22 protein-coding genes are annotated in these 26,441 nt (G+C 64.7%); 9 read left to right on the forward strand and 13 right to left on the reverse strand.

Annotated features, from left to right (window positions below):
- Positions 1-61 precede the first annotated feature (61 nt).
- From X268_RS25890 to motA, 3 genes are read right to left on the reverse strand one after another with little or no spacing between them, the layout of a single operon-like run.
- Complete coding sequence (locus tag X268_RS25890) at positions 62-376, reverse strand: hypothetical protein (protein WP_128927552.1); 315 nt, start codon at positions 374-376, stop codon at positions 62-64.
- Positions 357-1,298: a flagellar motor switch protein FliM gene (locus X268_RS25895; protein WP_128927553.1), complete on the reverse strand. Its 942-nt coding sequence runs from the start codon at positions 1,296-1,298 to the stop codon at positions 357-359. The genes X268_RS25890 and X268_RS25895 overlap by 20 nt, the downstream gene beginning before the upstream one ends.
- Positions 1,295-2,191 (reverse strand): flagellar motor stator protein MotA, encoded by an 897-nt coding sequence (gene motA, locus X268_RS25900; RefSeq protein WP_128927554.1) that lies wholly within the window; start codon positions 2,189-2,191, stop codon positions 1,295-1,297. Before motA ends, X268_RS25895 begins: the two co-directional genes overlap by 4 nt.
- Positions 2,192-2,334: 143 nt before the next feature.
- Between motA and X268_RS25905 the strand changes: the two genes are divergently transcribed.
- The 4 genes from X268_RS25905 to X268_RS25920 all read left to right on the forward strand — a co-directional run bounded on the left by X268_RS25905 (position 2,335) and on the right by X268_RS25920 (position 6,620).
- A complete protein-coding gene (locus tag X268_RS25905; protein WP_128927555.1) occupies positions 2,335-3,123 on the forward strand; it encodes a DUF1217 domain-containing protein in 789 nt (262 codons plus the stop codon).
- Between the two features lie 3 nt (positions 3,124-3,126).
- A complete protein-coding gene (gene flgF / locus X268_RS25910; RefSeq protein ID WP_128927556.1) occupies positions 3,127-3,855 on the forward strand; it encodes a flagellar basal-body rod protein FlgF in 729 nt (242 codons plus the stop codon).
- 101 nt (positions 3,856-3,956) lie between these two features.
- Positions 3,957-5,282, forward strand: coding sequence for a flagellar protein export ATPase FliI (gene fliI / locus X268_RS25915; RefSeq protein WP_128927557.1), 1,326 nt, complete (start codon positions 3,957-3,959; stop codon positions 5,280-5,282).
- A 702-nt stretch (positions 5,283-5,984) separates the two neighbouring features.
- Positions 5,985-6,620: a MarR family winged helix-turn-helix transcriptional regulator gene (locus X268_RS25920; RefSeq protein ID WP_128927558.1), complete on the forward strand. Its 636-nt coding sequence runs from the start codon at positions 5,985-5,987 to the stop codon at positions 6,618-6,620.
- A gap of 935 nt (positions 6,621-7,555) precedes the next feature.
- Here X268_RS25920 and X268_RS25930 read toward each other — a convergent pair.
- Entirely contained in the window at positions 7,556-9,127 is a 1,572-nt protein-coding gene (locus X268_RS25930; protein WP_128927559.1) for a porin, read from the reverse strand.
- Between the two features lie 535 nt (positions 9,128-9,662).
- On the opposite strand from X268_RS25930, the gene X268_RS25935 reads away from it, so the two are divergent.
- Positions 9,663-10,142, forward strand: a complete 480-nt coding sequence (locus tag X268_RS25935; RefSeq protein WP_128927560.1) for a MarR family winged helix-turn-helix transcriptional regulator — start codon at positions 9,663-9,665, stop codon at positions 10,140-10,142.
- A gap of 135 nt (positions 10,143-10,277) precedes the next feature.
- Here the strand turns inward: X268_RS25935 and X268_RS25940 are convergent, their stop codons facing one another.
- The gene (locus tag X268_RS25940; RefSeq protein ID WP_128927561.1) at positions 10,278-11,357 is read right to left on the reverse strand and encodes an alpha/beta hydrolase family protein; all 1,080 of its coding nucleotides are present in this window, start codon (positions 11,355-11,357) and stop codon (positions 10,278-10,280) included.
- An 831-nt stretch (positions 11,358-12,188) separates the two neighbouring features.
- On the opposite strand from X268_RS25940, the gene X268_RS39650 reads away from it, so the two are divergent.
- From X268_RS39650 to X268_RS25955, 3 genes are all read left to right on the forward strand, one after another.
- Positions 12,189-13,253, forward strand: coding sequence for a ketopantoate reductase family protein (locus X268_RS39650; protein WP_164937945.1), 1,065 nt, complete (start codon positions 12,189-12,191; stop codon positions 13,251-13,253).
- Positions 13,254-13,645: 392 nt separating this feature from the next.
- Entirely contained in the window at positions 13,646-14,464 is an 819-nt protein-coding gene (locus tag X268_RS25950) for a YkgJ family cysteine cluster protein (RefSeq protein WP_128927562.1), read from the forward strand.
- Between the two features lie 104 nt (positions 14,465-14,568).
- The gene (locus X268_RS25955) at positions 14,569-16,083 is read left to right on the forward strand and encodes a helicase HerA domain-containing protein (protein ID WP_128927563.1); all 1,515 of its coding nucleotides are present in this window, start codon (positions 14,569-14,571) and stop codon (positions 16,081-16,083) included.
- Positions 16,084-16,086: 3 nt separating this feature from the next.
- Here the strand turns inward: X268_RS25955 and X268_RS25960 are convergent, their stop codons facing one another.
- From X268_RS25960 to X268_RS25995, 8 genes are all read right to left on the reverse strand, one after another.
- Positions 16,087-16,827, reverse strand: coding sequence for an ABC transporter ATP-binding protein (locus X268_RS25960; RefSeq protein WP_128927564.1), 741 nt, complete (start codon positions 16,825-16,827; stop codon positions 16,087-16,089).
- Positions 16,824-17,672, reverse strand: coding sequence for an ABC transporter ATP-binding protein (locus tag X268_RS25965; RefSeq protein WP_164937946.1), 849 nt, complete (start codon positions 17,670-17,672; stop codon positions 16,824-16,826). The genes X268_RS25960 and X268_RS25965 overlap by 4 nt, the downstream gene beginning before the upstream one ends.
- Positions 17,672-19,495, reverse strand: coding sequence for an ABC transporter permease (locus tag X268_RS25970; RefSeq protein ID WP_128927566.1), 1,824 nt, complete (start codon positions 19,493-19,495; stop codon positions 17,672-17,674). Before X268_RS25970 ends, X268_RS25965 begins: the two co-directional genes overlap by 1 nt.
- Before the next feature lie 56 nt (positions 19,496-19,551).
- Positions 19,552-20,709: an ABC transporter substrate-binding protein gene (locus X268_RS25975; RefSeq protein WP_128927567.1), complete on the reverse strand. Its 1,158-nt coding sequence runs from the start codon at positions 20,707-20,709 to the stop codon at positions 19,552-19,554.
- A 53-nt stretch (positions 20,710-20,762) separates the two neighbouring features.
- A complete protein-coding gene (locus tag X268_RS25980; protein ID WP_128927568.1) occupies positions 20,763-21,341 on the reverse strand; it encodes an alkylhydroperoxidase domain protein in 579 nt (192 codons plus the stop codon).
- 15 nt (positions 21,342-21,356) lie between these two features.
- A complete protein-coding gene (locus tag X268_RS25985) occupies positions 21,357-21,956 on the reverse strand; it encodes a CMD domain protein (protein WP_164937947.1) in 600 nt (199 codons plus the stop codon).
- Between the two features lie 26 nt (positions 21,957-21,982).
- Positions 21,983-23,017: a putative FMN-dependent luciferase-like monooxygenase gene (locus tag X268_RS25990; RefSeq protein WP_128927570.1), complete on the reverse strand. Its 1,035-nt coding sequence runs from the start codon at positions 23,015-23,017 to the stop codon at positions 21,983-21,985.
- Between the two features lie 166 nt (positions 23,018-23,183).
- Positions 23,184-23,966: a MetQ/NlpA family ABC transporter substrate-binding protein gene (locus X268_RS25995; RefSeq protein ID WP_128927571.1), complete on the reverse strand. Its 783-nt coding sequence runs from the start codon at positions 23,964-23,966 to the stop codon at positions 23,184-23,186.
- Positions 23,967-24,281: 315 nt separating this feature from the next.
- Between X268_RS25995 and X268_RS26000 the strand changes: the two genes are divergently transcribed.
- Positions 24,282-26,069: a peptide ABC transporter substrate-binding protein gene (locus X268_RS26000; protein ID WP_128927572.1), complete on the forward strand. Its 1,788-nt coding sequence runs from the start codon at positions 24,282-24,284 to the stop codon at positions 26,067-26,069.
- Positions 26,070-26,441 lie beyond the last annotated feature (372 nt).

The following is a 26,441-nucleotide window of genomic DNA, read 5'->3' on the forward strand; positions in this document are numbered from 1 at the left end:
TGGTAGTCCGCTCTTGGAGCGTCGTGACGTTCCGATTGTGTTGATGCCGGCGGGGCCGGCTTTAGTGCTTGTTCACTTCGGTGCCGCCCGCGGATGCGGCCGGCACGAGCCCGCTGCGGGCATCGAGCGCCGCGATCGCCTCATGGGCCTGGTCGATCTTGGCGCTCAGCACGTTGGCGAGCCGCCCGAGATTGGCCGTAGAATCATGCGCCGCGGTGATGACCGTGTCGAACGCACCCGCCGTCTCATGGACGATGGTGGAGAACTCGCCCTGGTAGCTGCGCAGCCGCGCCAGCTCGCGGTGCATCCGGGTCACCCGCATGCTGGTGAAGGCGAGCGCAATCAGCAGCACGGCATCAACGAGATAGGATATCATCGACGAACTCCCGTTTCTGGTCGACGGGATCGGACACCTGCATGGCGTAATAGCCATCCAGCTGGCCGATCTGACACCAGAACAGCACCTGGTTGTTGCTTTCGAGACGGGCCAGCGTGCGCGGCGTAGCCTCGAGCTCGAGCACCTGCCCCACCCTGAATTTCACGACATCCTCGAGCGAAATCATCTTCTCGTCGAGCACCGCGCTCAGCGTCACCTCGGTTCTCTGAACCTCGCTCTCCATCTGCTCGCGCCAGCGTGGATCGGTCGCGCGACCGTCGCTGACAACGACGTGAGCGAGCTTCTGCCTCAGCGGGTTGAGCGCGGAATGCGGAATGATCAGGAACATCTGGCCGCCGCGGTAGAGCGCCTGCACCATCATGTTCGCGCAGATCGACATGTTGCTGGCGCGACCGATCGCCAGCGACGCCATCGCCGTCTCGACCCGCTCCACGCGAAAAGTGACGTTTGACGTGCCGGCGAAGGCGGCTTGCAGCGCCTTGGCGAACCGCTCGAACAGCGCTTGGACCAGCCGGATCTCGATATTCGAGAAAGTGCGTTCGACATCGAGCGGCGGTTCCGCACCGTCCGATCCGAACATCGCCTCGACCATCGTGAACACGAAGTCGCGGTCCAGCATGATGATGACGCGGGAGTCCCACTGCTCGGCATAGAGCACCGCAGCGACCGCGTTGCCCTCGTAGTCCTTGATGATGTCGCCGAGAGGGTCGTTGGTGATGCCGTTGACCGAGAAATAGCATGGCGTTCCAGCCATCGGCTGCAGACTGTCGGTGCACGATGCCGCCATGCGATCGAAGATCACATTCAGCATCGGCATGCGCTCGATCGATATGCCGGCGGCGTCCAGCAGATAGTTCGGGAGCTGCTTCTTCTGATCGACTTCGACGTCTTCCATCATCATGCGCGTGCAGCCTTGGGTTCAGCCTCGGTCGCGACCGCCTTGGGACCCGCGATCGTCTCGTTCTCGACGACGTCGATCGACGGCCGCTCGCTGCTCGCAATCATCTTGCGGCCGTGCTCGACCGCGATCTGCGGCATCGCGCCGTTCATGAACGCCAGCAGCGTCTGCTTGACGATGATGTAGGGACGACACTTCTTTTCGCGCGTCATCTTGATCTTGATCGCGAAGGGGGAAAGGACGCCATAGGACAGGAAGATGCCGGCGAAGGTGCCGACCAGGGCCGCGCCGATGAAGCCGCCGAGCAGCTTCGGCGACTGGTCGAGCGCGCCCATTGCCTTGATGACGCCGAGCACGGCGGCGACGATGCCAAGTGCCGGCAGCGCCTCGGACACCGTCACGAGCGCATGATAGGGCATCAGCTTGCTCTTGACGATGGTGTGTATCTCCTCGTCCATCAGCGCTTCGATCTCGTGCGTGCGCGCATTGCCCATGATGATGAGGCGGACATAGTCGCAGATGAACTGGAGCAGTGAGGGATCCCCGAGCACGCTGGGGAATGCCTTGAAGATCTCCGAGGACGCGGGATCGTCAATATGCGCTTCCACCTCGTTGCGGCCCTTGCCGCGCAGCTCGCGCATCAGGGCATGAAGCGCGCCGAGCAGGTCGAGATAATAGCGCTCACTCGGCACGGCGCCGGTGATGGCCTGCATGCAGGCGACGCCGGTGTCCACGACCGTCTTCCACGGATTGGCCACGATGAAGGTGCCGACCGCGGTGCCCATGATGATCACGAACTCCCACGGCTGCATGAGAACGGCCAGGTGCCCGCCCATGGCGGCAAATCCGCCGAGCAGCGCCGCTACCGTGATGAAACCCCCCACGAAACTGCCCAACGCGCCACTCCATCGCCGATCCCATCGGGAATATCTAGTTGGCGAGCCTTGCGCGAGGCTGGCTTGCTCCATCGTCAGCCTCGCGCAAGCAATTGACGGCAGCTTGAGGCGGGGGCGCACCGGCGGCCAGAGGGACGCGTGCCATGCTATCCACCATCGCGGACTACACCAGGCTGACCAAGGACATGGGCAAGTCGCTGACGCAGGTCGCGAAGCAGCCCGATGTCAGTCGCGAGACCGATTACTTCCTGAGCCATATCGGCAAGGTGAAGACCATCGACGATTTCCTGAAGGACTATCGCCTCTACTCCTACGCGATGAAGGCCTATGGCCTCAGCGACATGACCTACGCCAAGGCGTTCATGCGCAAAGTGCTGACGGAGGGGGTTGCGAGCAAGGACGCCTTCGCCAACAAGCTCACCGACACCCGCTACCGGCAATTCGCCACCGCCTTCAACTTCGCCGCCCTCGGCAACAAGGCGACCCAGACCACCGCGGCCACGACCGGAACGGCGACCCAATACGTCACGCAGACGATGGAGGAGAAGGCCGGCGACCAGAACGAAGGCCTGCGGCTGGCGCTCTATTTCACCCGCAAGGCCTCCACCGTCACGACCGCCTATCAGATCCTCGCCGACAAGGCGCTGACACAGGTGGTTCAAACCGCGCTCGGCCTGCCGTCGACGATCAGCGCGGCCAACATCGACGCCCAGGCCAAGATGATCACCGACAGGATCGAGCTCACCGATTTCAAGGACCCGGCCAAGGTCACCAAATTCGTGCAGCGTTTCGCGGCGATGTGGGACGCGACCCAGGCCCAGAGCAACAGCGCGACCAATCCCGCGCTGGTCCTCATCGGCGGCGCATCCGCCTCGGCCAGTATGGATACCAACATGCTCACGACGCTTCAGAACATCAGGTTCAACAGGTAAGTCATGCAATCGGCTCTCTATGTCGGATTGTCGGCGCAGGTCGCCCTCGAGAAGCGCCTGCAGACGATCGCCAACAACGTCGCCAACGTGAACACGGCAGCGTTCCGCACCGACGTGGTGAAGTTCGAGACCGTGCTGTCCAAGGCGGGCCCGAGCCCGGTCGCCTTCTCCTCGCCGGGCGACAACATCATCTCCCGCGAGATGGGCAACATCACCGAGAGCGGCAACCCGCTCGACGTCGCCGTGGTCGGGCAGGGCTGGATCGCCTTCGCCGGTCCGAACGGCACGGTCTATACCCGCGACGGCCGGCTCCAGATCGCCTCGAACGGCGATCTTCAGACCGTCAGCGGCTTTCCGGTCGTCGATTCCGGCGGCGCGCAGATCACGCTCGACCCGAACGGCGGACCGATCTCGATTTCGCGCAGCGGCGCGATCACCCAGGACAACAACGAGATCGGCACGATCGGCCTGTTCAGCATCCCCGCCGACGCCAATCTCGAGCGCTACGGCAATTCCGGCGTGACGCCAGACCGCCCCGCGACCGCCATCGCCGACTTCTCCCGCGACGGCTTCAAGCAGGGCTATGTCGAGGGCTCCGGCGCCAACCCGATGATGGAATTGACCAAGCTGATCGCGGCCTCGCGCGCCTTCGACGGCACCAATTCGATGATCGAGGGCACCGAGAGCTCGCTGCAGAACGCCATCCGGACGCTGGGCGAGCCCGGCAAGTAGACGCGCCTCGCGGCGCTTGTTTGTTGTTCAAGCATGATCTTTTCGGAAAACCGCTGCACACTTTTCCGGATCATGCTTCAGATTGAGGTTGGACGGTTTCCTTGAACGCTCTTCGGCAACTCGAGTGGGCGCTGCTGGAGCTGCAGCAGAGCACTCCCCTGGCAAGCGTCAGCGGCGCGATCTCCGAGATCGCGCCGACGCATTTTCGTGTCTCCGGCCTGTCGCGCTTCGTTAGGCTCGGCGAGCTCATCGGCGTCAATTCGGCCGGCAAGCCCCAGATCGGCGAGGTGGTGCGGATCGATAGCGAGGGCATCGTTGCCAAGCCGTTCGACCGGCAATTCGCCGGCGGTCTCGGCTCGGTCGGCTACCGGATGCCGGCCTTGTCCTTTGCGCCGGATCCGAGCTGGAAGGGTCGCGTCATCAATGCTCTCGGCGCACCGCTGGATGGACAGGGGCCCCTCACCCCGGGATCCCTCGCGGTCTCGGCCGAGGCCGAGGCACCGTCGGCCATGAAGCGCGCACGCGTGCACAAGCCGCTGCGCACCGGCGTGCGCGTCATCGACCTGTTCGCGCCGATCTGCGCCGGCCAGCGCGTCGGCATCTTTGCCGGCTCCGGCGTCGGCAAGTCGACGCTGCTCGCGATGCTCGCCCGCAGCCAGGGCTTCGACACCGTGGTGCTGGCCCTGGTCGGCGAGCGTGGCCGCGAGGTGCGCGAGTTCATCGAGGACGTGCTGGGCAACGATCGCCAGCGTGCCGTCACCATCGTATCGACGGGAGATGAAAGCCCGATGATGCGGCGGCTGGCGCCGAAGACGGCCATGGCGGTCGCCGAATATTTCCGCGACCGCGGCGAATCGGTCCTGCTCATGGTCGATTCGATCACCCGTTTCGCCCACGCCGCCCGCGAGGTCGCGCTCGCCGCCGGCGAGCCCGCGGTCGCTCGCGGCTACGCACCGACTGTCTTCACCGATCTGCCGCGCCTCCTGGAGCGCGCCGGCCCCGGCGAGGAAGGCTCCGGCACCATCACCGGGATATTCTCCGTGCTGGTCGACGGCGACGATCACAACGAGCCGATCGCCGACACCATCCGCAGCACGCTCGATGGACACATCGTGCTCTCCAGACACATCGCCGACCAGGCGCGCTATCCGGCCGTCGACGTTCTAGCCTCGGTCTCCCGCCTCGCCCATAACGTCTGGGACCCCGAAGAGCGGGAATTGGTGAGCAAGCTGCGCGCCATGATCGCAAAATACGAGGACACGCGCGACCTTCGCCTGATGGGCGGGTATCAGCCGGGACGTGATTCGGGCCTCGACCAGGCGGTCGACATGGTTCCGAGAATCTACAACGCGATGCGACAGGACGCGTCGGCGCCACCGAGCGCGGATCCGTTCCGCGAGCTCCGGGACATGCTCAAGGGCGACTAGCAGGAATGAGCAGCCGCGCCGGAAGCAGTCGTATGGGCGATTCTACGCGCTCCGCGAGCAACAACCGGCGCGTGTAATTCATTGGAATTCCCTCGATGATTCTGCGACGCCACGCACAAGCTGTGGATGACGTCGCGCTACGCGCCACACTCTTGCACAAGCTTCGATCAGTTTGCGTCGAACGCAGACAGCAAGATGCGGTGCAATCAAAGCGTTGCAGAATTGAGTGCATGCTGCTTGCCGGACAACGTATTGCGCTCACTATCATGTGTTCTGAAGAGCAAGATTGTCTTGAACGTTACATTCACCTGCAACGACATCTGGGGCACGCGAGTGTCTGTACTTGATTTTGTTGAGAAGCTCATTCATCGTTTCCGACGGAATATAAGAAACGTCTGCGCGTGACTTGAACTCAGGGGCTTCGGTTGAACTGTTCCGATCCATCGTCTGCTGGCGACGGCAACTCGGGCTCCCGTGCGACGACGCTGTTGGCATGCCAACGACGCAGCTTGTCTCTCCGGTGCACGCGTCGCCCATTGGTCCGGATCGGGCGCGCTGCAATTCGTCCCTTCGAACGCAAGCTCGACGCGACGCGCTCGCCGGACAGCTGCAGCGCTTTGCTGTCCTTCGACGCATTCGTGAGCCAAGGCGTAAAGCGGCTTCGGGTCGCCGCAGACGAAGTTCCGGGGACGAGGTAGATTCATGCCATTGGCACGAGAAGCCGTCGAGCTGCTGGTTCAAGCGGCGAGGGCTTGGTATTTCGAGGGCAACCAGCATGGATTGCGCGATCGAGAATGGATGGCGCTGCGCTTTCTCGGCCGCGCCAACAGGTTTTCGCGCACGCCCTCCGCGCTTGCCGGCTTCATCGGCGCGACCAGAGCGACTGCATCGCAAATCGTGAAGACGCTGGAGAGCAAGTCCTTCCTGGTGAGGAAGCCGTCGCAGGAAGACAAGCGCTCTGTCGTCCTGCACGTCACCGCCCAGGGCGAGAAATGCCTGAGCCAGCACGACCCGATCAACCACGTCGTGAATGCGGTCGATGCGCTCGGGAGCGACGAATGCCTCAGGCTGCGCGGCTCGCTCCGCGAGGTCCTCAATCACCTCGACGCGGCCCATCAGCGGCTCGATGCCAGCGTCTGCCGGGACTGCATGTTTCTCGCCGAACGCGGCCCGGGCATCGGCAAGGGTCGCGGGAGCGCCGAGTTCATGTGCCGGCTCTATCGCGCGCCGGTCTCGCTCGAGGAAACCGAACTGCTGTGCACCAGTTTCGAACGTACCCGCGACCGCCCGAAGATCGAGGAGCATCTCGACCGCGCACGGATCGTGAGCCAGGGCTGAAGCCCGCAATTTCCGGACAGGTGACGTCGACAAGGCCAGGCGGATGGGTTCGCGCCATGCGTGCAATCGGTCTGACCTCACCGCGGGAGACAACCGCACCGTGCGTTGCGTGCACCCGAGAGTTTGGCGTCCCGCGTAGGCACGCCTGCGCTTTGCCCAACCTACGATGTCCGAGCTTGTGACGAGCAGACACGCCTTCCCGTTCTCGCGGCTTGATCCGCCCGAGCTTTGCTTGATCGCGCCGCCCTCTTAGCCAAGAGGGCGCAGGGAAGGCCGGGTGCCGGCGGCACCCGCGGTCCGCTGCGCGAAATGCACACGCAGGAAGAACCGCCCAGCAGCATACAGGTGAAGCCCAACACACGGCCTTCCCTGCGCGATGGTCGGACGGCTTATGCCGTGCTCTCCCGGGAGCCGAACTTTCCTTCTGGCCTCCCTCGCCGTTCGAATTGGATGATGCCGTCCACCCGGTTGGGCTCGCGCGCATCTTCGAAAGGCTTGACCGTAGCAACGACGGCCAGGACCACACGGTTTTGCCGTACGCGCGTTCGTTGGCGCCACAGGGTTTCCCGGCATTGTCGACATGGCCGGAAAAATGTTGGCACGACGAACTGAACAGCGCCGCTCATCTGCACGCGGGATTCAGGCTCACAGGGACTACCCGCCCTGCCCGCCCCAACTCGTGCCGACGCTGCCGCGTCCACCGCAAACCCGGCTCGCGCATCGTGACGACAACATGATCGCCCCTCAAGGATGAGCCGGGATAGGCGACACATACGCCATTTCCGAATTTCGGTAAAGCGGAATATTTTGGGCGGGAGGGATTGACGGAGGGCGACACAGCCACGATGGCGTAGCCTCAGCTATCACGCCGCATCGGCACAAAAAAACACCCGGCGGTTTCCCGCCGGGTGTTCGTTCACGTCTTTCGACAGATCTTACCAGTTGCGCTGAGCGCGGAGGAGCAGGGTGATGCTGTCCTGATCCTTCAGCTCGTACAGGGCGGCCGGCTTGGCGGTCGTGCCGGCACCAGCGTAACCCACGGTTCCAGAGTACTTCTGGTCGAGACGGGTCCAGTTCAGGTCGCCCGAGAACGTCAGGTTCTTGACCGGGGTCCAGCGGGTGATGATGCCGATCTGGCCGACGGCGAAGTCAGGGTTACAACCCGTGACACCCGCGAGGCCGCCGAAGACACCGCCGGTGCCGCCAGCGCCGCAGAGCGCGGTCTTGGCGACCGAGCCGTACTGAGCCTGAGCATAGGCGCCGTAGAGCGCGGTGTTCCAGTACGCATCCCAGTTGTGGGTGTAAGCACCGCGGAAGCCCCAGGTCTTCACAGTCTCCTGCTGGCCGCCCGTGATGAACACGGTGTCCGGAGCATAGGCGAAGCCAACGCTCTGGTAGGCGATGCCCGAGCTGCCGAACATCGAGTAGCTGCTGCCCGCCAGGTTCTGGAAGTTGTAGCGGGTCGCACCGTCGGTGTAGACGCCCTGGATGTTGATCACGTCACCCGCACCGGTCGGGATGTTCTTGATCGACAGAGCGAGCTGAACCGCCCAACCCCACTTGTCGTCGGGGTGGCCAGTCGGCTCGGTGGCGCCGTAATAGGCGACGTGGTTGTCATGCGCAGCGACCGACGCCTGGAACAGGCCCCAGGCCTGGTCGACACGGACCATACCGACGAGGTTCGGCGAACGCGAACCGCCGATGGCGTTGGTGCCGTAGGTGCCACCGATCATGCTGCCAGCGCTGGCGCCGGAGAGGTTGACGTTGCCCGCCTGGTAGTAGGCCGTCGCATCTTCAGCCGAGAACGAGGCCGTCACGCCCTGACCGAAGTCAGCGGTGTAGGTGAACTGGTTGACACCAGTGACCGTGCCGGAACCGCCGACGAGGCTGTCGATGTTGTTGCCAGGATAGTTGGTCCAGGGCGCGTCGAACTGCGACACCGCCTTACCCATGGTGAAGCCAGCGAACTGGATGAAGGCGTAGTACACGCCGAGCGAACCGCCCGAGGTGTTGCCGTCGGTGCCGTTGATCGACGAACCAACGAGAGCCGGGGTTGCACCCGAGGTGTTGAGGCCAAGGTTGCCGGTATAGACCGTGCCGCCGGTCGCGGAGCCCGAGCCCTGATAGCCGCCGGTGGTCCAGGAGAACACGCCGTCGAAGAAGGTACGGACGACGCCGTACTCGGTCGCGGTGCGCGTGTCGATGTTGAGATCTTCACGAGCGCGCATGGTGTAGTAGTTGCCGAGGCGGTTGTGCGCACCGGCCGGCGAGCCGTTCGAGATGCCGTACATGCTGTTGGTGTTGAACCCAACTTCGGCGCGCAGATAACCACCCAGCTTGATGCAGGTGTCGGTGCCCGGGATGTAGTAGAAGCCGGCGCCGTACAGCGAGCAGATCTTCACGTACTCGACCGCCTTGGCCTTCACGGGGAGATCGGCAGCGAAAGCCCCGGAGGCGGCCATCAGGCCGGCAGCCGAGCCAAGCAAAAGAGTCTTCGTCAACTTCATTAGGTAAACCTCCAGGTCGATTCAGGGGGCTCGGCTTCCTCGGAGGACACCGCTTCACCCTCATAATTTCCGTTCAATTCAGATCCGCACTGAAGGTCCGGACTGAAACGACAGCGAGGTGCCCCCCCTCCGTCGTGCTTCACGTATAGTTTAGAAAAACAACAGCCTCAATTTATTGATTTGGTGAATTGTAAGTTCGGCGGGAGATGTTGCCGCAGAGCAACAGAGGCGGTCAGAAGGCCGACTAACGCACTGAATAAAAAGTAAAAAGCCCTCAGGGGGCATCCCGAGGGCTTTCTTGGAGGTCTCACATCGCTGTCCGTCGACAGGGTCAAGAGCAGCAAAGATTGAGTGCAGCGAGACGTAATTGAATTAATTGACTTTTGCAAGCATCAAATCATCGGGCCATTTCAACAATGTCGTGGCTGTTGCCCTCGTCGAGACGCGACATAGGAGACGTGCCCGCGATATCCCGATAGAACACTGATCCAAGAACAATAAGAAAGGATCAACGCCAAACGGGGGGCAACGCGGCATGATCGAGAAGAAGCTCGACAAAACGATCAGGGAGTTCATCTGGAACATCGTCGAGATCCACGCACAGCTGGAGGACATTCACACCAGCTGGGCCGGACTATTGGGCATTACCCAGCCGCAATGGCTGATCTTGATGGCCATCACCGAACTGGACCAAGGACGAGGCGTTGCCGGCATCGAGATCGCGAACAAGTTGCGGGTCCACCCGGCCTTCGTGACCAACCAGACCAAGATCCTGGAAAAGGGCGGCTTTCTATCGCGGCAGCCGGCCGCGGACGACGCCCGCTTCATTCTGATGTCGCTGACCCCGAAGGCGACGGCTGAAATCGAGAAACTGTCCAAGAGAAAGCTCGCCTTGAATTCGACCATGTTCAACGAGCTCGACGAGAAGACCTTGAGTGAGCTGAATGGCGCGCTCGCAACCATCGCCAGAAATGCCCGGCTGGCGGCACGATTGCTGGCTATCGACGCGTCGTGATCCGCTGATGCCCGGGCGAGACCGGGTGCCGTCGTCGCGCTGCGCCAGCATCGGCCTTCCATGGCTCGCGACATCCACTCCGCTGCCCCTTCATCATGAGGGGTCAACACGCGCACCGGCCAGGCCCTGACCGAGCTAGAGGTAGGTCACGGCTTCATGCGGGCGGGCAGTCCCGAGCTTGCTGTCGAGCCATTCGAGCACGAAGTTGTCGATGGCGATGAAATTCTCGACCTCGCCGAGCGGGTGCGGCACGTTGTTGGGCACGACGACCGAGCAATCAGCTCCACTCTCCCGATAGCCGGCTTGCAGATCGAGCGCATCCTGCTCCCAGATCATGGAGCGGGTCCCGACGACCATGAGCAGCGGGCACGGGAGCCGACGCGACGGCAGTAACGAACCCGCCGACGCTCCGTCAGGGATAGCCGGCCCGAAGCTGGTCATCCTCCGCAGCGCTCTGCGCATGACCGGCGTCGAGACACCGCCGTCGCACACCGCGGCCGCGATTCTGCGATCCGAGAGGGCGAGGCGGGACGCATGAGACGCGCCCGCCCCTTCGCCATAGATCGCGATCCGCCGCGAATCGACATCGGGACGAGCTTCCAGATAGTCCAACCAGCACTGAAGTCTGTGCTCCGGCTTGAAGGAGCGATGGACAGTCGAAGTGCCGGCATTGACGAACAGCAGCGACATTGACCCGCAGAGCGAGGCCGGCAACAGCCTGCTCATCATCGAGCCCAGGGTGACGTCCCCATCGCTGACGCAGATCACGGCCGGCGCGGTAGGCCCACGACGGAGTGCCGGCAGGAAGAAGCCGGCCAACGCCCCTTGATCGAAGAAATCGATCTTGACGCGCTCAACCGCCAGACCAGCCTCGGCCTCGAAGCCTCTCAGGCCGATACCGACCTCGTCCGCGAGATCGGCATTTTCGACATCACCCGGACAGGACAGAGTCCTAACGACTTCGAGGGCCGTCAACGAGCATAGCCACGCTTCCCGCGCAATTTGGGCGGACCCAACATCGCGCGCGCTTTCGGCCAATGTGCGGTAGTCGTCTGCGAGCCTCAGCCAGTCCGAAATCCACAGGTGCCGGTGCGTCTCACGCACCAGCTCCGCGACGGACAGGCTTTCGAAAAATTGTGACGCGCGATCGCGCAAGCGGGCCAGGTTTTGCCCGGCACCGTCGCACGGGCCGCAAGGCCAATGATCCCCTTCCATCGCAGTCCCCCGAGCGGCGCCGTCAACAATTGCCCGGACTTGCGTCCGGACCGGCCGGCTCCGCGTTCTGCACGGCGCCCGGTGCACCTGCTTGATGCGATCGCGGGCGCACCGTTTCATCTTCGCGTCGCGCAGCGGGGGCGCTGCGCGAGACGGCCGGCATTCCAAACGAGCCGACTTGGGCACGAAGTCGAGGCCGGCTCAACTCAATCGTCACGTCCCAGCTCCATTGCTGATACACAGTTGTTCGCCGCGCATACTTGCGATGCGGGCCTTGTCGTTTCTTGTTGGATCGGCGGATGAAGACGACTTCACTTTGCCGACAGAACAGACATGCCTGTGTGTGCCGTCATTGTGAAACCACGATATGGTGAGCGATGCGGCGGATCGCCGCGTCATCGACGCCAGCCGGCGGCGTGACAAGGAGATGACAGCGAACGGATCAACGCGCCGGTCATCCGCGCGAGTGTGGCGACGTATAATCGCGCCTCGCCGAACGGAGCATCCGACAGATCGGAATTCGGTGAAGCCAGGTTCAGTGAAGCCGTACCGGATCGAGCGAGCGGTGCCGAGACCGCGAACGCTTTGACGCATCGCCGACAGACGAGCGCCCGTGGCCGGATCGAGCGCGGTCCAGGCCGGCGTTCTCGCCGGTAGGCGAAATGGTGGTTGGATTTCGCCTCCTCCATCCGGACGATAGAGGGGCCCGGCGCGGCCTTGTATGCATTATCCCAGTTGCCAGACCCGCGCAGTTCGCTTTACATGCCGGCAACTCGCCCGCGGATGACGGCCGGGGCTCAAAAATCGCACAAATTGTCAAAGGGACGGAGCATGGCGCGCAACATATTGATTCTCGGGGCTTCTTACGGCTCCCTGCTGGGCACGAAGCTGCTGATGGCGGGGCACAACGTCACCCTGGTCTGCCGCGCCAAGACCGCCGAGCTGATCAACCGCGAAGGTACCGAGGTGCGCATCAAGCTGCGTGACGAGGCGGTGCACCGGGCGATCTTCTCGCGCAACCTGCCCGGCAAGCTCGACGCGGTGACCCCGGCCAATGTCGATCTCTCCCGCTACGATCTGGTCGGCCTTGCAATGCAGGAGCCGCAATACACCAACCACACGGTGCGCGTGCTCATGATCAAGATCGCCGCGGCGAAGCTGCCGTGCCTGTCGATCATGAACATGCCGCCGCTGCCCTATCTGAAGCGGATTCCCGCGCTCGCCGACATGGATCTGGAGGAGGCCTACACCAATGCCCAGGTGTGGGAGCGGTTCGAGCCGGGGCTGGTGACGCTGTGCTCGCCCGATCCGCAGGCGTTCCGTCCGCCGGAAGAAGCCGCGAACGTGCTGCATGTCGGCCTGCCCACCAACTTCAAGGCGTCGGTCTTCGCCGACGAGAAGCACAACAAGCTGCTGCGCGAGCTGGAGGCCGACATCGACGCGGTGACGCTCGACGGCCACGACGTGCCGGTGAAGCTGAAAGTGTTCGACTCCCTGTTCGTGCCGCTGGCGAAATGGTCGATGCTGCTGACCGGCAACTACCGCTGCATCCCCCCCCACGAGCCGCAGTCGATCCGCGACGCCGTGCACGGCGACCTCAAGCGCTCGCAAACGATCTACGACCATGTCGACGCGATCGCCCGCAAGCTCGGCGCCGATCCGCAGGATCAGGTGCCGTTCGCGAAATACGCCAAGGCCGCCGAGAGCCTGCTCAAGCCGTCATCGGCTGCGCGCGCGGTCGCGAGCGGCGCGCCCTTCATCGAGCGCGTCGACCTGCTGGTGAAGCTGATCTCGCACCAGCTCGGCACGCCCAATTCCGAGATCGACCGCACGGTCGACACCGTGGACCAGAAGCTGAACGAGAAGATCGTGCAGGGCGGATCGGGCGCGCAGTAGCGCGCGCCGATTTCGAGCAAGGCGTGGCGCTTCAAGCCGCCAGGAAGGATTGACGCCAGATCAGGCCGGTCCCGGCAACCCAGCGTGACCGCGCCGGCGCGCGTGACCAGGTCGGGATGCCCGAGGCGACGGGCGTCACGGCCAGCCTGGTTTGATCTTCGTCATCAAATCCGGTGCCCAGCGCCCGGAATCGCCGCATCCGGCCCAAGCCGGGCCATCGCCGTACTCGCCGATTTGCGAAAACGTTGCATCCATGCGAGGTCTGGCTTTACGTAACGGAGGCTGCCGGGATGGCTCGGCAGATACTCCGGGTGCCGGTTCCGGGCGGCAGGTTCCAGCTCTGCCGGCGATAGCCGGACGATGGGCGAAAGAAAAAGAACAAGTCATCGAAGATGGATCAGTCGACGTTGCAGGTCGTTCGCGCGGTGGAGGCCGGCGCGACAACCATGAAGAGCGTCATCGACGCGACCGGATTGTCTCGTCTCAAGGTCGAGCGCGCATTGAACACGCTGGAGAAGCAGAAGCTGCTGGTCCGCGACGGCCAGGGCTTTCGTGCGACCAGCGTGCCGAAGACGGCGCCGCTGGCCCGGCAATGTGGATCGTGCAACGCCTGCTGCGACGTTCTCGAGGTGGCCGCGGTCGACAAGCCGGTGAACCAGCTCTGCAAGCATTGGCAGACGGGCACCGGGTGCACCATCTACGATCGCCGCCCGCAAATGTGCCGTTCCTTCGTTTGCGCATGGCTGCAAGGGCATCTCGACGACGAATGGTTTCCCGCCAAGTCGGGCATCATCGTGCATTTCAGCCAGGACGCCGTGAACGTCACGGTCGACGACCATTGCCCCGATCGCTGGCGCGAGGAGCCGTATTTCAGCAAGCTCGTCGAATGGTCGCTGAACGGGATCAAGCGGATCGGAAACCGGGGCTATGCCACCTTGGTTGTCTCCGGCGCCGACCGCTTCCTGCTGCTCGGACGCACCGTCGTTCCCGAGCCGACGCTGTTCGGCACGGCATTCGTGCCGCTCACGGCCGACACGTTCCGGTTCTGGCGGGCGAACTCGCCGGAACATTTGCAGCGACTGCACGAACGCATCGCCGAGATGGAGCGGATCAGGCAGGAATTCGGCTCCTGCGCCATCCCGGAGAACGAGGACGACGATCCGCAGCCGCCCTACCGTCCCGCACTTCTACGGCAATCGAATCACGCCTGAACGCCGCCGTGGGCAACGCGGCACGATTCGCCCTGTGCGGCTCGACGCGCCGCGACGGGATTGATAAGCCCCTGTCCGCGAAGACGGGGACTTGAGTCGAGGACATGACGATTGCGATCGAGATGGGGCAGACCACGGCAGGCGCCGCGGCCGCCATGGACCTCGAGGAACTGCTGGCGACCCGCCTCCTCGTGCAGGGCAATTCGGGCTCCGGCAAATCGCATTTGCTGCGGCGGCTACTGGAGCAGAGCGCGCCCTGGGTGCAGCAGGCCATCATCGACCCCGAAGGCGATTTCGTCACGCTGGCCGAGCGCTTCGGTCATCTCGTGATCGCGGCCGAGGATCACACCGAGCGCGGCCTGCAGGTCGCCGGCGAGCGGGCGCGGCTGCACCGCGTCTCCACGGTGCTCAATCTCGAAGGCTTAGATGCCGAGAACCAGATGCGCCGTGCCGCGGCGTTTCTCGGCGGGATGTTCGACGTCGACCGCGACCATTGGTATCCGATGCTCGTGATCGTCGACGAGGCGCAGCTGTTCGCGCCGGCGGTGGCCGGCGAGGTCTCGGACGAAGCGCGCAAGCTCTCGCTCGGCGCCATGACCAACCTGATGTGCCGCGGCCGCAAGCGCGGGCTGGCCGGCATCATCGCGACGCAACGTCTGGCCAAGCTCGCCAAGAACGTCGCGGCGGAAGCCTCCAACTTCCTGATGGGCCGGACCTTCCTCGACATCGACATGGCGCGCGCCGCCGATCTGCTCGGCATGGAACGGCGGCAGGCCGAGGCCTTTCGCGACCTCGAGCGCGGACAATTCATGGCGCTGGGGCCGGCGCTGTCGCGCCGTCCGCTGCGCCTGAACATCGGCCCGACCGAAACGAGCCCGCGCAACTCGACGCCGCGCCTGATGCCGCTGCCGGAAGCGACCACGGAAGACATGCGCGCCGTGATCCTGGCCGCGCCGCCGCCCGACGCCAGCCGGCCGCAGCGGCGGCCGGCGCCGGATCTGCTGGAGCAGCTTCGCGCCGCGAAGGCGGCCGCCACTCCGGAGACCCGACCCGAGGTGGTCGAGGTGGCAGTCAGTGCCGAGGAGCTTGCGGAGCGGCGCGAGCGCGTCGACCGCACGCTGCGCGCCGTGCTCGCCGAGCCCGACGCGGGCTTCCGCGCGATCGGCGTGCTCTATCAGGAGTTCGCGGTCCGCTGCCGCATCGAGGGCCTCGGCTCGGCTGTGCCCGATCTCAACGAGTTTCGCCGCATGCTGACGCATGCGCGCGCCGGTCTCGGCACCGATCTTACGGAAGACGACGCCTGGCAGGATGTGGCGCTGCGCGCCTCGATCCTGCCCGACGACATGCAGGGCGTGTTCATGATGATCGCGCGTGCGGCCAAGGAAGGCTGGCCGTGTCCCGGCGATGCCGCGATCGCGCGCGCCTATGGCTCGCATTCGCTGCGCCGGGCGCAGCGGCTGCTCGGCTACATGGAGGAGCAGGGCCTGATCGTCGTCCAGCTCGATGGTGGCGGACGCAGGATCGTGACGCTGGTCGAGCTGGCCTGGGCGACTGCGCCAGGCGATCCCAATGGCGACGACTTGCCGACGGAGCAGGTCGCGCGAGCGGCGTCGGCCTGAGCGTCAGGCGGCCTCGGAGCCGCCGAGATAGGCGTCGCGGATGCGCGGGTCGTCTTTCAACGCCCGCGCCGGGCCTGACAGCACGATCCTGCCGGTCTGCAACACATAGGCCTCGTGCGCGATCTCGAGCGCGAGGCTGGCGTTCTGCTCGACCATGAAGACGGAGACGCCCTCCTGGTTGATGGTCCTGATCAGCTCCAGTACACGGTCGACATAGAGCGGCGACAAGCCCATGGTCGGCTCGTCCATCACGATCATTCGGGGACGGCTCATCAGCGCCCGCGCCATCGCCACCATCTGCTGCTCGCCGCCGGAGAGCGAGCCGGCCCGCTGCGACAGCCGCTGGCCGAGCTTGGGGAACAGGGTGAGCATCTTGTCCAGATCCTGGCCGATCGCCTCGCGGTCGTTGCGCACGAAGGCGCCCATCAGGATGTTCTCGCGCACGCTCATGTCGGCGAACAGCCGCCGCGCCTCCGGCACCGAGGCGATGCCGCGGCGGACGATCTGCGGCGTGGACAGACCGATCAGCGAGGCGCCGTCGAAGGCCACCTCGCCCGAGCGCGGCTTCACCAGGCCAAGGATGATCTTCATCGTGGTCGACTTGCCGCTGGCATTGCCGCCGAGCAGGCAGACGATGTGGCCGCGTCCGACCGTGATCGACAGGTCGAAATGCACCTGCGCCTGGCCGTAGAAGGTGTTGACGTTGGACAGCGCCAGCAGCGGCTCGGGAGCTGGATTGGTCATGCCGCGCTCTCCTGCTCAGACGTCGCTGACAGCCCGTGGCCGAGATAGGCCTCGATCACCTTGGGATCGCTCCGCACCTCGTCGCCCGGCCCTTCCGCGATCTTCCTGCCTTCGTCCATGACGATGACGCGATCGGACAGGCGCATCACCATCTCCAGCTTGTGCTCGATCAGGAGGATGGTGAGACCTTCCGCCTTGAGCTCGGCGACGAGCCCCTGCATCTCCGCGGTCTCGGTCGGGTTCATGCCGGCGGTCGGCTCGTCCAGCAGCAGAAGGCGCGGCTTCAGTGCGAGCGCGCGTGCGATCTCGACGCGGCGGCGATTGGCATAGGACAGGCTATAGGCGGGCTGGTCGATCCGCGGCAGCAGCCGCTCGCCGAAACGGGCGAGGATGGCCTTCACCTCCTCGCGCAGCTGCTCCTCCTCGGCCTTGACGCTGGAGGGGCGCAGCAGCGCCAGGCCCAATTCCAGCAGCGGACCGATCACCGGCACGGCCGGCTTCACGGCGCGCAGCCGCGTGTGCGCCCCGATCAGGACGTTGTCCATCACGCTGAGATTGCCGAAGACGCGGCCGAGCTGGAACGTGCGCGCAATGCCCTCGCCTGCGAGCCGTTCCGGCGACAGTCCGGTAATGTCCTGGCCTTCGAAGTGAACTGTCCCCGCGTCTGGCCGATCGAGCCCGGTGACAAGATTGAACAGCGTCGTCTTGCCGGCGCCGTTGGGGCCGATGATGCTGACGAGCTCGCCCTTGGCGAGATCGAGATCGATGGCGTCGACGGCGGTGAGGCCGCCGAAATGGCGCGTCAGGCCGCGCAGGGACAGCATGCGTGCGTGATGCTCCGCCATCAGATCGTCCCCAGCAGGCCCTGCGGCCTGAACCGCACGAGCAGCAGGAGCACGATGCCGTAGATCAGGATGCGGTACTCCGCCGCGATCCTGAAGACCTCGGGCAGCCCGACCAGCGCCACCGATCCGAGAATTGCGCCGACGACATTGCCGAGGCCGCCGAGGATGACGACGGTCAGCGCCAGGATCGATTGCTGCGTGTTGAAGGTTTCGTGGTTGATGTAGGAATAGAGGTGCGCGGCGATGCCGCCGCTGACGCCGGCTGCGAACCCGCCGAAGATGAAGGCCAGCGATTTGTAGCGGTTCAGGCTGAGGCCATAGGCGCGCGCGGCGATGTCGTCGTCGCGGATGGCGCGGAAGCTGCGGCCGAGATGCGAGGTGAGCAGCCGCCCCTGCAGCAGCGCCAGCACGAGCATCACCGCAAGGCTGAACCAGTAGATCGAGGTTGGGCTGACCAAATCGTAGCCGAACAGCGACAGCGGCGGGATGCCGGAGATGCCGATCGGCCCGCGCGTGACGCTTTCCCAGTTCAGGATCACCAGCGAGACGATCTCGCCGATGGCAAGGGTCGCGATCGACACATAATGCCCGCGCAGACGGAAGGAGGGCGAGATCAAGAGCGTGCCGAGCGCAGCGCTCATCAGGCCGCCACCGATCACGGCAAGGCCGACCGGAACGTTGAGGGTCAACGACAGCAGCGCCGATGTATAGGCGCCGATCGCAAGTAGCGCGGCGTGTCCGAGCGAAACCTGCCCCATCGTGCCGGCGACCAGCGTCAGGCTGAGCGCGAGCATGCCGAGCAGCCAGGCATTGATCAGGGTCTGCAGCACGTAGAACGACACCGGGAACAACGGCAGGATGGCGAAGATCGCGGCCGCCGCAGCCAGGGCCCAGCGCGGAATGCGCACCGGGCGGCTCGGCGCGATGAACGTGCCGGTGAGCGGCTCGGGCGGGGCCTGCCGCGCGCTGGCGAACAACCCGTTCGGCCGCAGCACGAGCACGACGACGAGCAGCAGGAACGCGAACAGATTGCGGTAGCTGGTGCCGAACACCGCGACGCCGTAGCTCTCGACCAGTCCGAGCAGCAGGCTGCCGATCACAGCGCCCGGCACATTGCCGGCGCCCCCGACCACTTCGGCGACCACGCCCTTGAGCGTCGCCTGCAGGCTCATCGCGGTGTCGATCTGGTTGTAGTACATGCCGACCAGCATGCCGGAGACGCCGCCGAGCGCAGCTGCGATGCCGAACACGGCCTGGTTGACGCGATTGACGTCGACGCCCATCTGCATCGCGGCGTCGCGGTCCTGCGAAGCCGCGCGCACCGCCCAGCCGAGCTTGCTGTAGCGCAGGAACACGAACAGCAGCAGCGCGCTGGTGATGCCGACGCCGGCGATCAAGAGATCGAGCGGGCCGATCGTGCCGCCTCCGACCTGGAAGCGGACGTCCGGCAGCTGGCTCGGCAGCGCGCGCGGATTGGGCGAGAAGGTCAGCATGACCAGCTGGTCGAGCACGAAGCTGATGCCGATGGTCGCGAGCAGCGGCGCGATCCGCACCGAGTTCTGCAGTGGCCGCAGGCCGAACCGCTCGATGATCAGCCCGACCAGTGCGGCGGCCGCGGCCACCATGATGATGGTGAGCGGCAGCGGCGTATGCAGCTGCACCACCGCACCCCAGCCGATATAGGCGCCGACCAGATAGATCGAGCCTTGCGCGAAGTTGATCAGCCGGCTGACGCCGAAGATCAGCGCAAGCCCGACCGCAACGAGGGCGTAGACATTGCCAACGATCAGCCCGTTGATCGTGTAGTCGAGCCAGGAAGACAAAAATTGGTCCCCGCGTGCAAAGGAAAACGGCCGGAGCGGTCGCTCCGGCCGTCAGGTCAGGTCGGCTTGCCGTCCCAGAGCGCGAACTGGCCCTTGCGGACGACGAGCTCGGCGTTCATGGCGCCCTTGACGCGGCGGCTCTCGACGTCGAACGTCGCCTGGCCGAAGATGACGCTGGAGACGTCCTTCACTTTCGCGAAGGCGTCGCGGATCGCGCGGCGGTCGGTACCGCCGATTTTCACCACGGCAGCGGCCATGTTCATCGCATCATAAGAATAGGCATTGAAGGCGTCGGGCTCCTGCCCGCCATACTTGGCCTTGAAGCCGGCGATGAACTTCTTCACCTCGGGCCTGGGATCCTGAGGGAAATAGCGCGTGCCGAGATGAACGTCCTCGACCGCCTCGCCGCCGAGCTCGATGAATTTCGGCGAATAGACCGAGCTCGCGGCGCACATCACCTGCTTCAGGCCAACCTGGCGGGCCTGACGCGCGATCAGCGCACCGTCGGAATAATAGGAGATCAGAATCAGCCCGTCGGGACTGGCGTCGCGCACCCGGACCAGCGTCGAGCGGAAGTCACGCTCCTCCGCGATGTAGCCCTCCGTCACCGCGATTTCGGCGCCGTATTCCTTCGCCGCCTTGACGAAATAGTCGCGGCTGGTGCGGCCCCAATCGGTGTTGAGGTGCAGCACGGCGAGCTTCTTGAGGCCGAGGCGCTTCACCGCATAGGCCGCCAGCAGCGGCTGCTCGTCGGCCTGGCTGACGGAGGTGCTCCACATGAAGTCGCCGCCCTTGGTGAAGTCAGGGTGCGAGTTGGTGAAGCCGAACTGCACGAGGCCACCGCGCTGATAGATCGGCGAAGCCGCCATCGAGGCCGGGCTCGAGAAGTCGCCGAGCTCCATGACGATGCGGGGATCGGAGACGAACTTCTGGGCGATCGCCACCGACTGGCGCGGATCGCTCTGGCTGTCCTCGAACTGGTAAGCGAGCTTGCGGCCGTTGATGCCGCCGGCCGCCATGATCTCATCGAGTGCGAGGTCGAAGCCCTGCTTCCACTGCGTGCCATATTGCGCGTTCGGCCCCGTGAGGGGGCCGCTGACGCCGAGCAGGATCGGTTCGGACGATTGCGCCAAGGCGGCGCGCGAGAAGGCGGCGCCCGCCATCATGGCGGCCAGCGAGCCCTTGACCAGGCTTCGACGATCGATGTTGCTCATGCACGGCTCCATCCACTTTAGTTGATACAAGCAGCAATTTCCATGCCGGTTCCCTATTTCGAGGGTTCGCCAAGCGACAGCATCAGCCGGTTCGCCCAGTTGAAGAAGGACGCACCATTGATGACGTCGACGATCTCGGCATCGTCGAGACCGGCGCGGCGCAGCTCCGCGATGTTGTCGGGACCGAACGCGATCGGCGTCGCGGCCAGCGCGACCGAGGCTTTGACCACCGCATTCCAGCGCGCACCGAGATCGGCCTTGACGCCTTCGTCGAGCAGCCGCTGCACATCGTCGCGGCGCTTGGAATAGGTGCTGGCAAAGCGCGCATGCACGGAGGCGCAATAGATGCAGCCGTTGTAACGCGAGGTCGCGGCGGCGGCGAGCTCACGCTCGGCGCGCGGCAGGCCGTCGACGACATTGTAGAAGATGTCCTTATCGGTCTTGGTGCGGGCTTCCAGCACTTCGGGATCGCGCACCAGAAGGCGGAAATATTCCGACTTGGCACGGGCGCGGTCGACGAGACCGGCGTAATGCCGCTCGGTCAGCTCGGCCTCGGGCAGCGGATCGATCCAGGAGACCCAGCCGAGCTCGTCCTGGGTGAAGGCGACGGGCGGATTGACGGCGGCGCTCATGATTGCGGCCTCCTCTTATGCGTTCACGGCTGCGAGCGTGCGAAAGCCGCTGACGACGCGTAGCTGGAACGACAGGAATGCGACGAGCTGGGAGAAGGTGACGATGCCGGTGGTCGACCAGCCGGCTTCGAGCAGCGCCTTCATGTCGCCCGCTGCCGCATCGCGGGGCCGAAACACCAGGAGATGCGCGTGTTCGAGCGCTGCTGCGAGCCTGGCGCCAAGTGCCGGCTTGCTCGCCGCACTCACCCGGTAGATCAGACCGGCGGTGTTTTCGATCGACAACGGACCGGCAGGATACGAGCCATACGGACCCGAGGTCCTGCCCCGTGCGATCTCCGCCTCGATCACCTCCAGCAGGCTCCCCCCAGCCGGATTTGCGAAGAGCTTCTCGCGATAGAAGGCGGCAACGGGCGATTCGCCATGGAGCCCGGTCACGAAGGCCGCAACTGCAGCGCGCTCTACAAGCGAGCAATCGCTCGCGTCGATCGGCTCGAACAGCGAGAGGGAGCTCTTCTGCGCATTCTCGCGCGCCTGCTGGCGGCGCGCGCGGATGGCATCCAAGGCCGACCCCGGCTCGATCCCGGCGAGTGTATCGATGATATCCTGCGTGCTCATCATTCTGCCTCGTGCATTCATTCCAACTAGACCGCCAGCGCGACGTCGGCCGCCGTCCGGGTCCAGCCCAGCGCCGGCGCGACCTTGTCCGCGACCAGCTCGATCGAGCGCAGAACATGGGGATGCGCCGCGTCGACCGAATGCACCTGGAAGACGAGATCCGTCACCCGCTCCAGCGTCGCGTCGCTGCGCAGCGAGGCGATGACGTGGTCGGCGTCGCCGACATGGGTGTCGAACGCCGTGATCATCTCCTCCAGGGTCTCGCCCGGCTTGGCGTGGCCGCCCTTGAGGAATTGCGGCAGCGCGCGCCGCAGCCCAATATCGGCGAAGCGCAGAGCTTCGGCATGGTCGTCGGCGACGAAGACGCTGCGCGAGGCCATGATGCGAGGTTCGGCCCCTTTTGGCAGCGCTTCCAGATAGGCATCGATGACCGGGTTCTGGATCTCGGCGAGGGTGGCCTTCGGCGCCTCCTTGGTCCGCGGTTGGGTCCGCGACAGCAAGAGGCCGTCGCCTGCCTTGCCCGCACGCGCCCCGCCGGCGACCGAGAACGTCGCCTGCCAGATGCGCTTGTCCAGTTGCGGCCTTTGCGGATAGATCGTGTCACCGCCGGCGAGCGGCTTGCCGACCAGCGCCGTGCGGACGACGTCCAGATTTCGGGCAAAGATCTCGTTGCGCTGGGCGCTGTCGAGGCCGAAGGCGGCGAAGGCCGACGGATTGCCGCCGGTGCCGACGCCGAGCTCGAAACGGCCGCTGCAGAGGAGATCGAGCACCGCGGCGTCCTCAGCGACCCGCACCGCGTTCTCCAGCGGCAGCGTGACGATGCCGGTGCCGAGGCGGATGCGCGAGGTCTGGGCTGCGACGTAGCCGAGGAACGTGAAGGGCGACGGCAGGCCGCCTTCGCGCTCGTGGAAATGATGCTGCGCGATCCACGCGGAATCGAGGCCGGCCTCTTCGGCGCGCACGATCTGCTCGGCCGCGAAGCGATATCGCTCGGCGGCCGGGGCCTCGTCGAGAAGCCGCGTGAAGAACCCCAGGCGTTTCAGATTTGCAAAGCGTTTCATACGACCCCTGTCGGACTGGGATGGCCAGGCCGCCGATGATGTCGGTTACTGCTGCTCCAGACAAGCGGGCATTGCGCAAGGCTCGTACGCAAGATTCCTGCGCGAGATTCCTGCGCAAGGCTGCCGCCGGGATCGCCCCTGCGTGGGCTTTGACTGGGCAGACTGCCTACCAGCTCGGCAGCACCGCGCCCTTGAACTTGGTCAGGACGAACTCCCTGACCTCCGGCGTGTGGTAGCTGTCGACGAGGACCTTGACCCAGGGCTTGTCCTTGTCGGCGGTGCGCACCGCGATCAGGTTGACGTAGGGGCCCTTGGGGTCCTCGCGCAGGATCGGGTCCTTGACCGGATCGAGGCCCGCCTGGGTTGCGTAATTGGTGTTGATCGCGGCGGCGTCGACATCGTCGAGTGCGCGCGGCGCCTGCGCCGCGTCAACCTCGATGAACTTCAGCTTCTTGGGATTCTCGGTGATGTCGAGCACCGTCGGCTTGAAGCCGGTGCCCTCCTTCAGCTTGATCACGCCCTTGTCGCGCAGCAGCAGCAGCACGCGGCCGCCATTGGTCGGATCGTTCGGGATCGAGACCTTGCCGCCCTCGGGAAGGTCGGCGAAGGCCTTGTGCTTCTTCGAGTACACGCCGATCGGGAAGTTCACGGTGAGGCCGACGGCCTCGATCTTGTAGCCACGGTCGGCCTTCTGGTTGTCCAGGTAAGGCTGGTTCTGGAACGAATTGGCCTGGATCTCGCCGGCATCGAGCGCGGCGTTCGGCACGACGTAGTCGGAGAATTCGAGGAGCTGGATGTCGAGGCCCTGCTTGGCGGCGATCGGTTTCACCGCCTCCAGGATCTGCGCATGCGGCCCCGGCGTCACACCGATCTTGATGGTTTCGGCCGAGGCCGAGGCCGCCCCCAGGGCGAGGGCGGCGGACAGGATCAGGGGGAGGCGAAACGACATCTTGGACTCCGTGGCACGGCGAAAATGATTGGAACCGTATTCGCTTCTCCGCGAGGCGAAATCAATGAAATGGAAATCCATATTGCCCGCCCGTCGCGGGCTCGCTTTCTCCGTTCGCTGGCAAACGTGAAACGAATTCGCGCGGCGACCGCGACGCCGCCTAGATCTCTCAGGCGGCGATCCTGGTCGTAATCCGCACGGGCTCTGCGGGTCGTCATTTCGTCGCAGGGCGGCATTGCCGGCATTGCCGCCTCGGCCACGATGCAACATGATGACCGCCTGGGACGATGTGTCGCCGAGGTGGAGGGTCATCTGATGAACGAGAACGAAATCCGCACGCTGGTCGGACAGGTCAAGCAAGGCACGCTGTCGCGGCGCTCGTTCATCCGGAAGGTGGCCGCGCTCGGGATCACGGCCCCGATCGCGAGCCAGATCCTGGTCTGGAATGACGTGGCGATGGCGGACGCCACCTTGCCGTACAAGCCGACCAAGGCCGGCGGCGGCGGCACGCTCAAGATGCTGCTGTGGCAGGGGCCCACCCTGCTCAATCCGCATTTCGCGCTCGGCACCAAGGACCAGATCGCCTCGCGCGTCTTCTTCGAGCCGCTCGCCGGCTGGGACAAGGAGGGCAATCTCATCCCCTGCCTTGCCGCCGAGGCCCCGACCAAGGCAAATGGCGGCCTTTCCGCCGACGGCATGAGCGTGATCTGGAAGCTGAAGCGGGACGTCAAATGGCATGACGGCAAGCCCTTCACCGCCGACGACGTCGTCTTCACCTGGCAGTATGCCGCCGACCTCGCCACCGCGGCCTACACCACCGGCTCCTACAAGGACATCAAGGTCGAGAAGATCGACGACTACGCCGTCAAGGTGATCTTCAAGGCGCCGACGCCGTTCTGGGCCGATCCGTTCGTCGGCTCAGTCGGCCAGATCCTGCCGAAACATCATTTCGGCGACTATGTCGGCGCCAAGTCGCGCGAAGCTCCGGGCAATCTGAAGCCGGTCGGCACCGGTCCGTACAAATTCCTCGAGTTCAAGCCGGGCGACATGATCCGCGCCGAGCGCAATCCCGACTATCACATCAAGAACCAGCCGCATTTCGACACGCTCGAGATCAAGGGCGGCGGCGATGCCGTATCTGCGGCGCGCGCGGTGCTGCAGACCGGTGAATACGACTTTGCCTGGAACATGCAGGTGGAGGAGGAGGTGCTCAAGCGGATGGAGGCGGGCGGCAAGGGCAAGCTCGACATCACGCCGTCAGGCAATGTCGAGTTCATCATCCTCAACACGACCGACCCCTGGACCGAGGTCGACGGCGAGCGATCCAGCGTCAAGACCAAGCACCCGACGCTGTCCGACCCCGCCGTGCGCCGCGCGATCAACCTCTTGATCGACCGCGATTCGATCCAGAAGTTCATCTACGGACGCGGCGCCATCGCCACCGCGAGCTTCGTCAACGCGCCCAAGCAGTTCAAGTCGCCCAACCTGAAATACGCGTTCGACATCGACAAGGCCAACAAGATCCTCGACGAGGCCGGCTGGAAGAAAGGCGCGGACGGCATTCGCGAGAAGGACGGCAAGAAGCTCAAATATGTGTTTCAGACCTCGACCAACGCCCCGCGCCAGAAAACCCAGGCCATCATCAAGCAGGCCTGCGAGAAGGCCGGCATCGATATCGAGATCAAGGCGGTCACCGCCTCGGTGTTCTTCTCCTCCGACGTCGGCAACCCCGACACCTATTCGAAATTCTACGCCGACATGGAGATGTACAACACGACGCAGCCGCAACCAGATCCAGAGCGCCTCTTGAACCAGTGCGTGTCCTGGGAGATCGCCACCAAAGACAACAAATGGCTCGGCCGTAACAATTCGCGCTATTCCGATCCCGAAGCCGACAAGGCCTACAAGGCCGCGCAGAACGAGCTCGACCCGGTCAAGCGCGCCGCGCTGCTGATGAAGGTGGACGAGATCTTCTGCGGGGCCAACGTCTTCCTGCCGCTGCTCTCGCGCCACATCGTCAACGCCGGCGCCAACAATCTGATGATCGACATCTCAGGCTGGGACACCATCACGTGGAATCTGGCGGCGTGGTATCGGACCTGAGGGGGCTCTCGTGTGTCCCGGACAAGCGACAACGCGTGAAGCGTTGCAGCGCAGAGCCGGGACCTAGCAGCGGAACGGCACCGTGCGGATGGATGGGCCCCGACTCAGCGAAGCGCGAGACTTAGCTCACTCGCAGAACCTTCCCAGCTCCCATCACTTTTCCACTGTGTGCTTCAGATCACAGCAGAATCACGCGCCCTCCCCTACAGTCACCCTGCATGGCCGCAAACAAGGTAACGGCGGTACGCGTGAGGCTGCGGCGACGATCGACAGCCCCGGACTTTTCGAGGCCGCCTGGGTGAAGAGCCCGGCGGCTGTTTTCTTTGTTGCCGCGCAGCACAAGAGACGTGGATGGCCGGGACAAGCCCGGGC

The sequence above is a fragment of the Bradyrhizobium guangxiense genome (assembly GCF_004114915.1).
Taxonomy (GTDB): domain Bacteria; phylum Pseudomonadota; class Alphaproteobacteria; order Rhizobiales; family Xanthobacteraceae; genus Bradyrhizobium; species Bradyrhizobium guangxiense.

What these genes read in the sequence shown, in the direction of transcription:
- X268_RS25890 (WP_128927552.1), bottom strand. Translation starts at nt 376, where the DNA reads ATGATATCCTATCTCGTTGATGCCGTGCTGCTGATTGCGCTCGCCTTC.
- X268_RS25895 (WP_128927553.1), bottom strand. Translation starts at nt 1,298, where the DNA reads ATGATGATGGAAGACGTCGAAGTCGATCAGAAGAAGCAGCTCCCGAAC.
- X268_RS25905 (WP_128927555.1), top strand. Translation starts at nt 2,335, where the DNA reads ATGCTATCCACCATCGCGGACTACACCAGGCTGACCAAGGACATGGGC.
- flgF (WP_128927556.1), top strand. Translation starts at nt 3,127, where the DNA reads ATGCAATCGGCTCTCTATGTCGGATTGTCGGCGCAGGTCGCCCTCGAG.
- X268_RS25920 (WP_128927558.1), top strand. Translation starts at nt 5,985, where the DNA reads ATGCCATTGGCACGAGAAGCCGTCGAGCTGCTGGTTCAAGCGGCGAGG.
- X268_RS25930 (WP_128927559.1), bottom strand. Translation starts at nt 9,127, where the DNA reads ATGAAGTTGACGAAGACTCTTTTGCTTGGCTCGGCTGCCGGCCTGATG.
- X268_RS25935 (WP_128927560.1), top strand. Translation starts at nt 9,663, where the DNA reads ATGATCGAGAAGAAGCTCGACAAAACGATCAGGGAGTTCATCTGGAAC.
- X268_RS25940 (WP_128927561.1), bottom strand. Translation starts at nt 11,357, where the DNA reads ATGGAAGGGGATCATTGGCCTTGCGGCCCGTGCGACGGTGCCGGGCAA.
- X268_RS39650 (WP_164937945.1), top strand. Translation starts at nt 12,189, where the DNA reads ATGGCGCGCAACATATTGATTCTCGGGGCTTCTTACGGCTCCCTGCTG.
- X268_RS25950 (WP_128927562.1), top strand. Translation starts at nt 13,646, where the DNA reads ATGGATCAGTCGACGTTGCAGGTCGTTCGCGCGGTGGAGGCCGGCGCG.
- X268_RS25955 (WP_128927563.1), top strand. Translation starts at nt 14,569, where the DNA reads ATGACGATTGCGATCGAGATGGGGCAGACCACGGCAGGCGCCGCGGCC.
- X268_RS25960 (WP_128927564.1), bottom strand. Translation starts at nt 16,827, where the DNA reads ATGACCAATCCAGCTCCCGAGCCGCTGCTGGCGCTGTCCAACGTCAAC.
- X268_RS25965 (WP_164937946.1), bottom strand. Translation starts at nt 17,672, where the DNA reads ATGGCGGAGCATCACGCACGCATGCTGTCCCTGCGCGGCCTGACGCGC.
- X268_RS25975 (WP_128927567.1), bottom strand. Translation starts at nt 20,709, where the DNA reads ATGAGCAACATCGATCGTCGAAGCCTGGTCAAGGGCTCGCTGGCCGCC.
- X268_RS25980 (WP_128927568.1), bottom strand. Translation starts at nt 21,341, where the DNA reads ATGAGCGCCGCCGTCAATCCGCCCGTCGCCTTCACCCAGGACGAGCTC.
- X268_RS25985 (WP_164937947.1), bottom strand. Translation starts at nt 21,956, where the DNA reads ATGAGCACGCAGGATATCATCGATACACTCGCCGGGATCGAGCCGGGG.
- X268_RS25990 (WP_128927570.1), bottom strand. Translation starts at nt 23,017, where the DNA reads ATGAAACGCTTTGCAAATCTGAAACGCCTGGGGTTCTTCACGCGGCTT.
- X268_RS25995 (WP_128927571.1), bottom strand. Translation starts at nt 23,966, where the DNA reads ATGTCGTTTCGCCTCCCCCTGATCCTGTCCGCCGCCCTCGCCCTGGGG.
- X268_RS26000 (WP_128927572.1), top strand. Translation starts at nt 24,282, where the DNA reads ATGAACGAGAACGAAATCCGCACGCTGGTCGGACAGGTCAAGCAAGGC.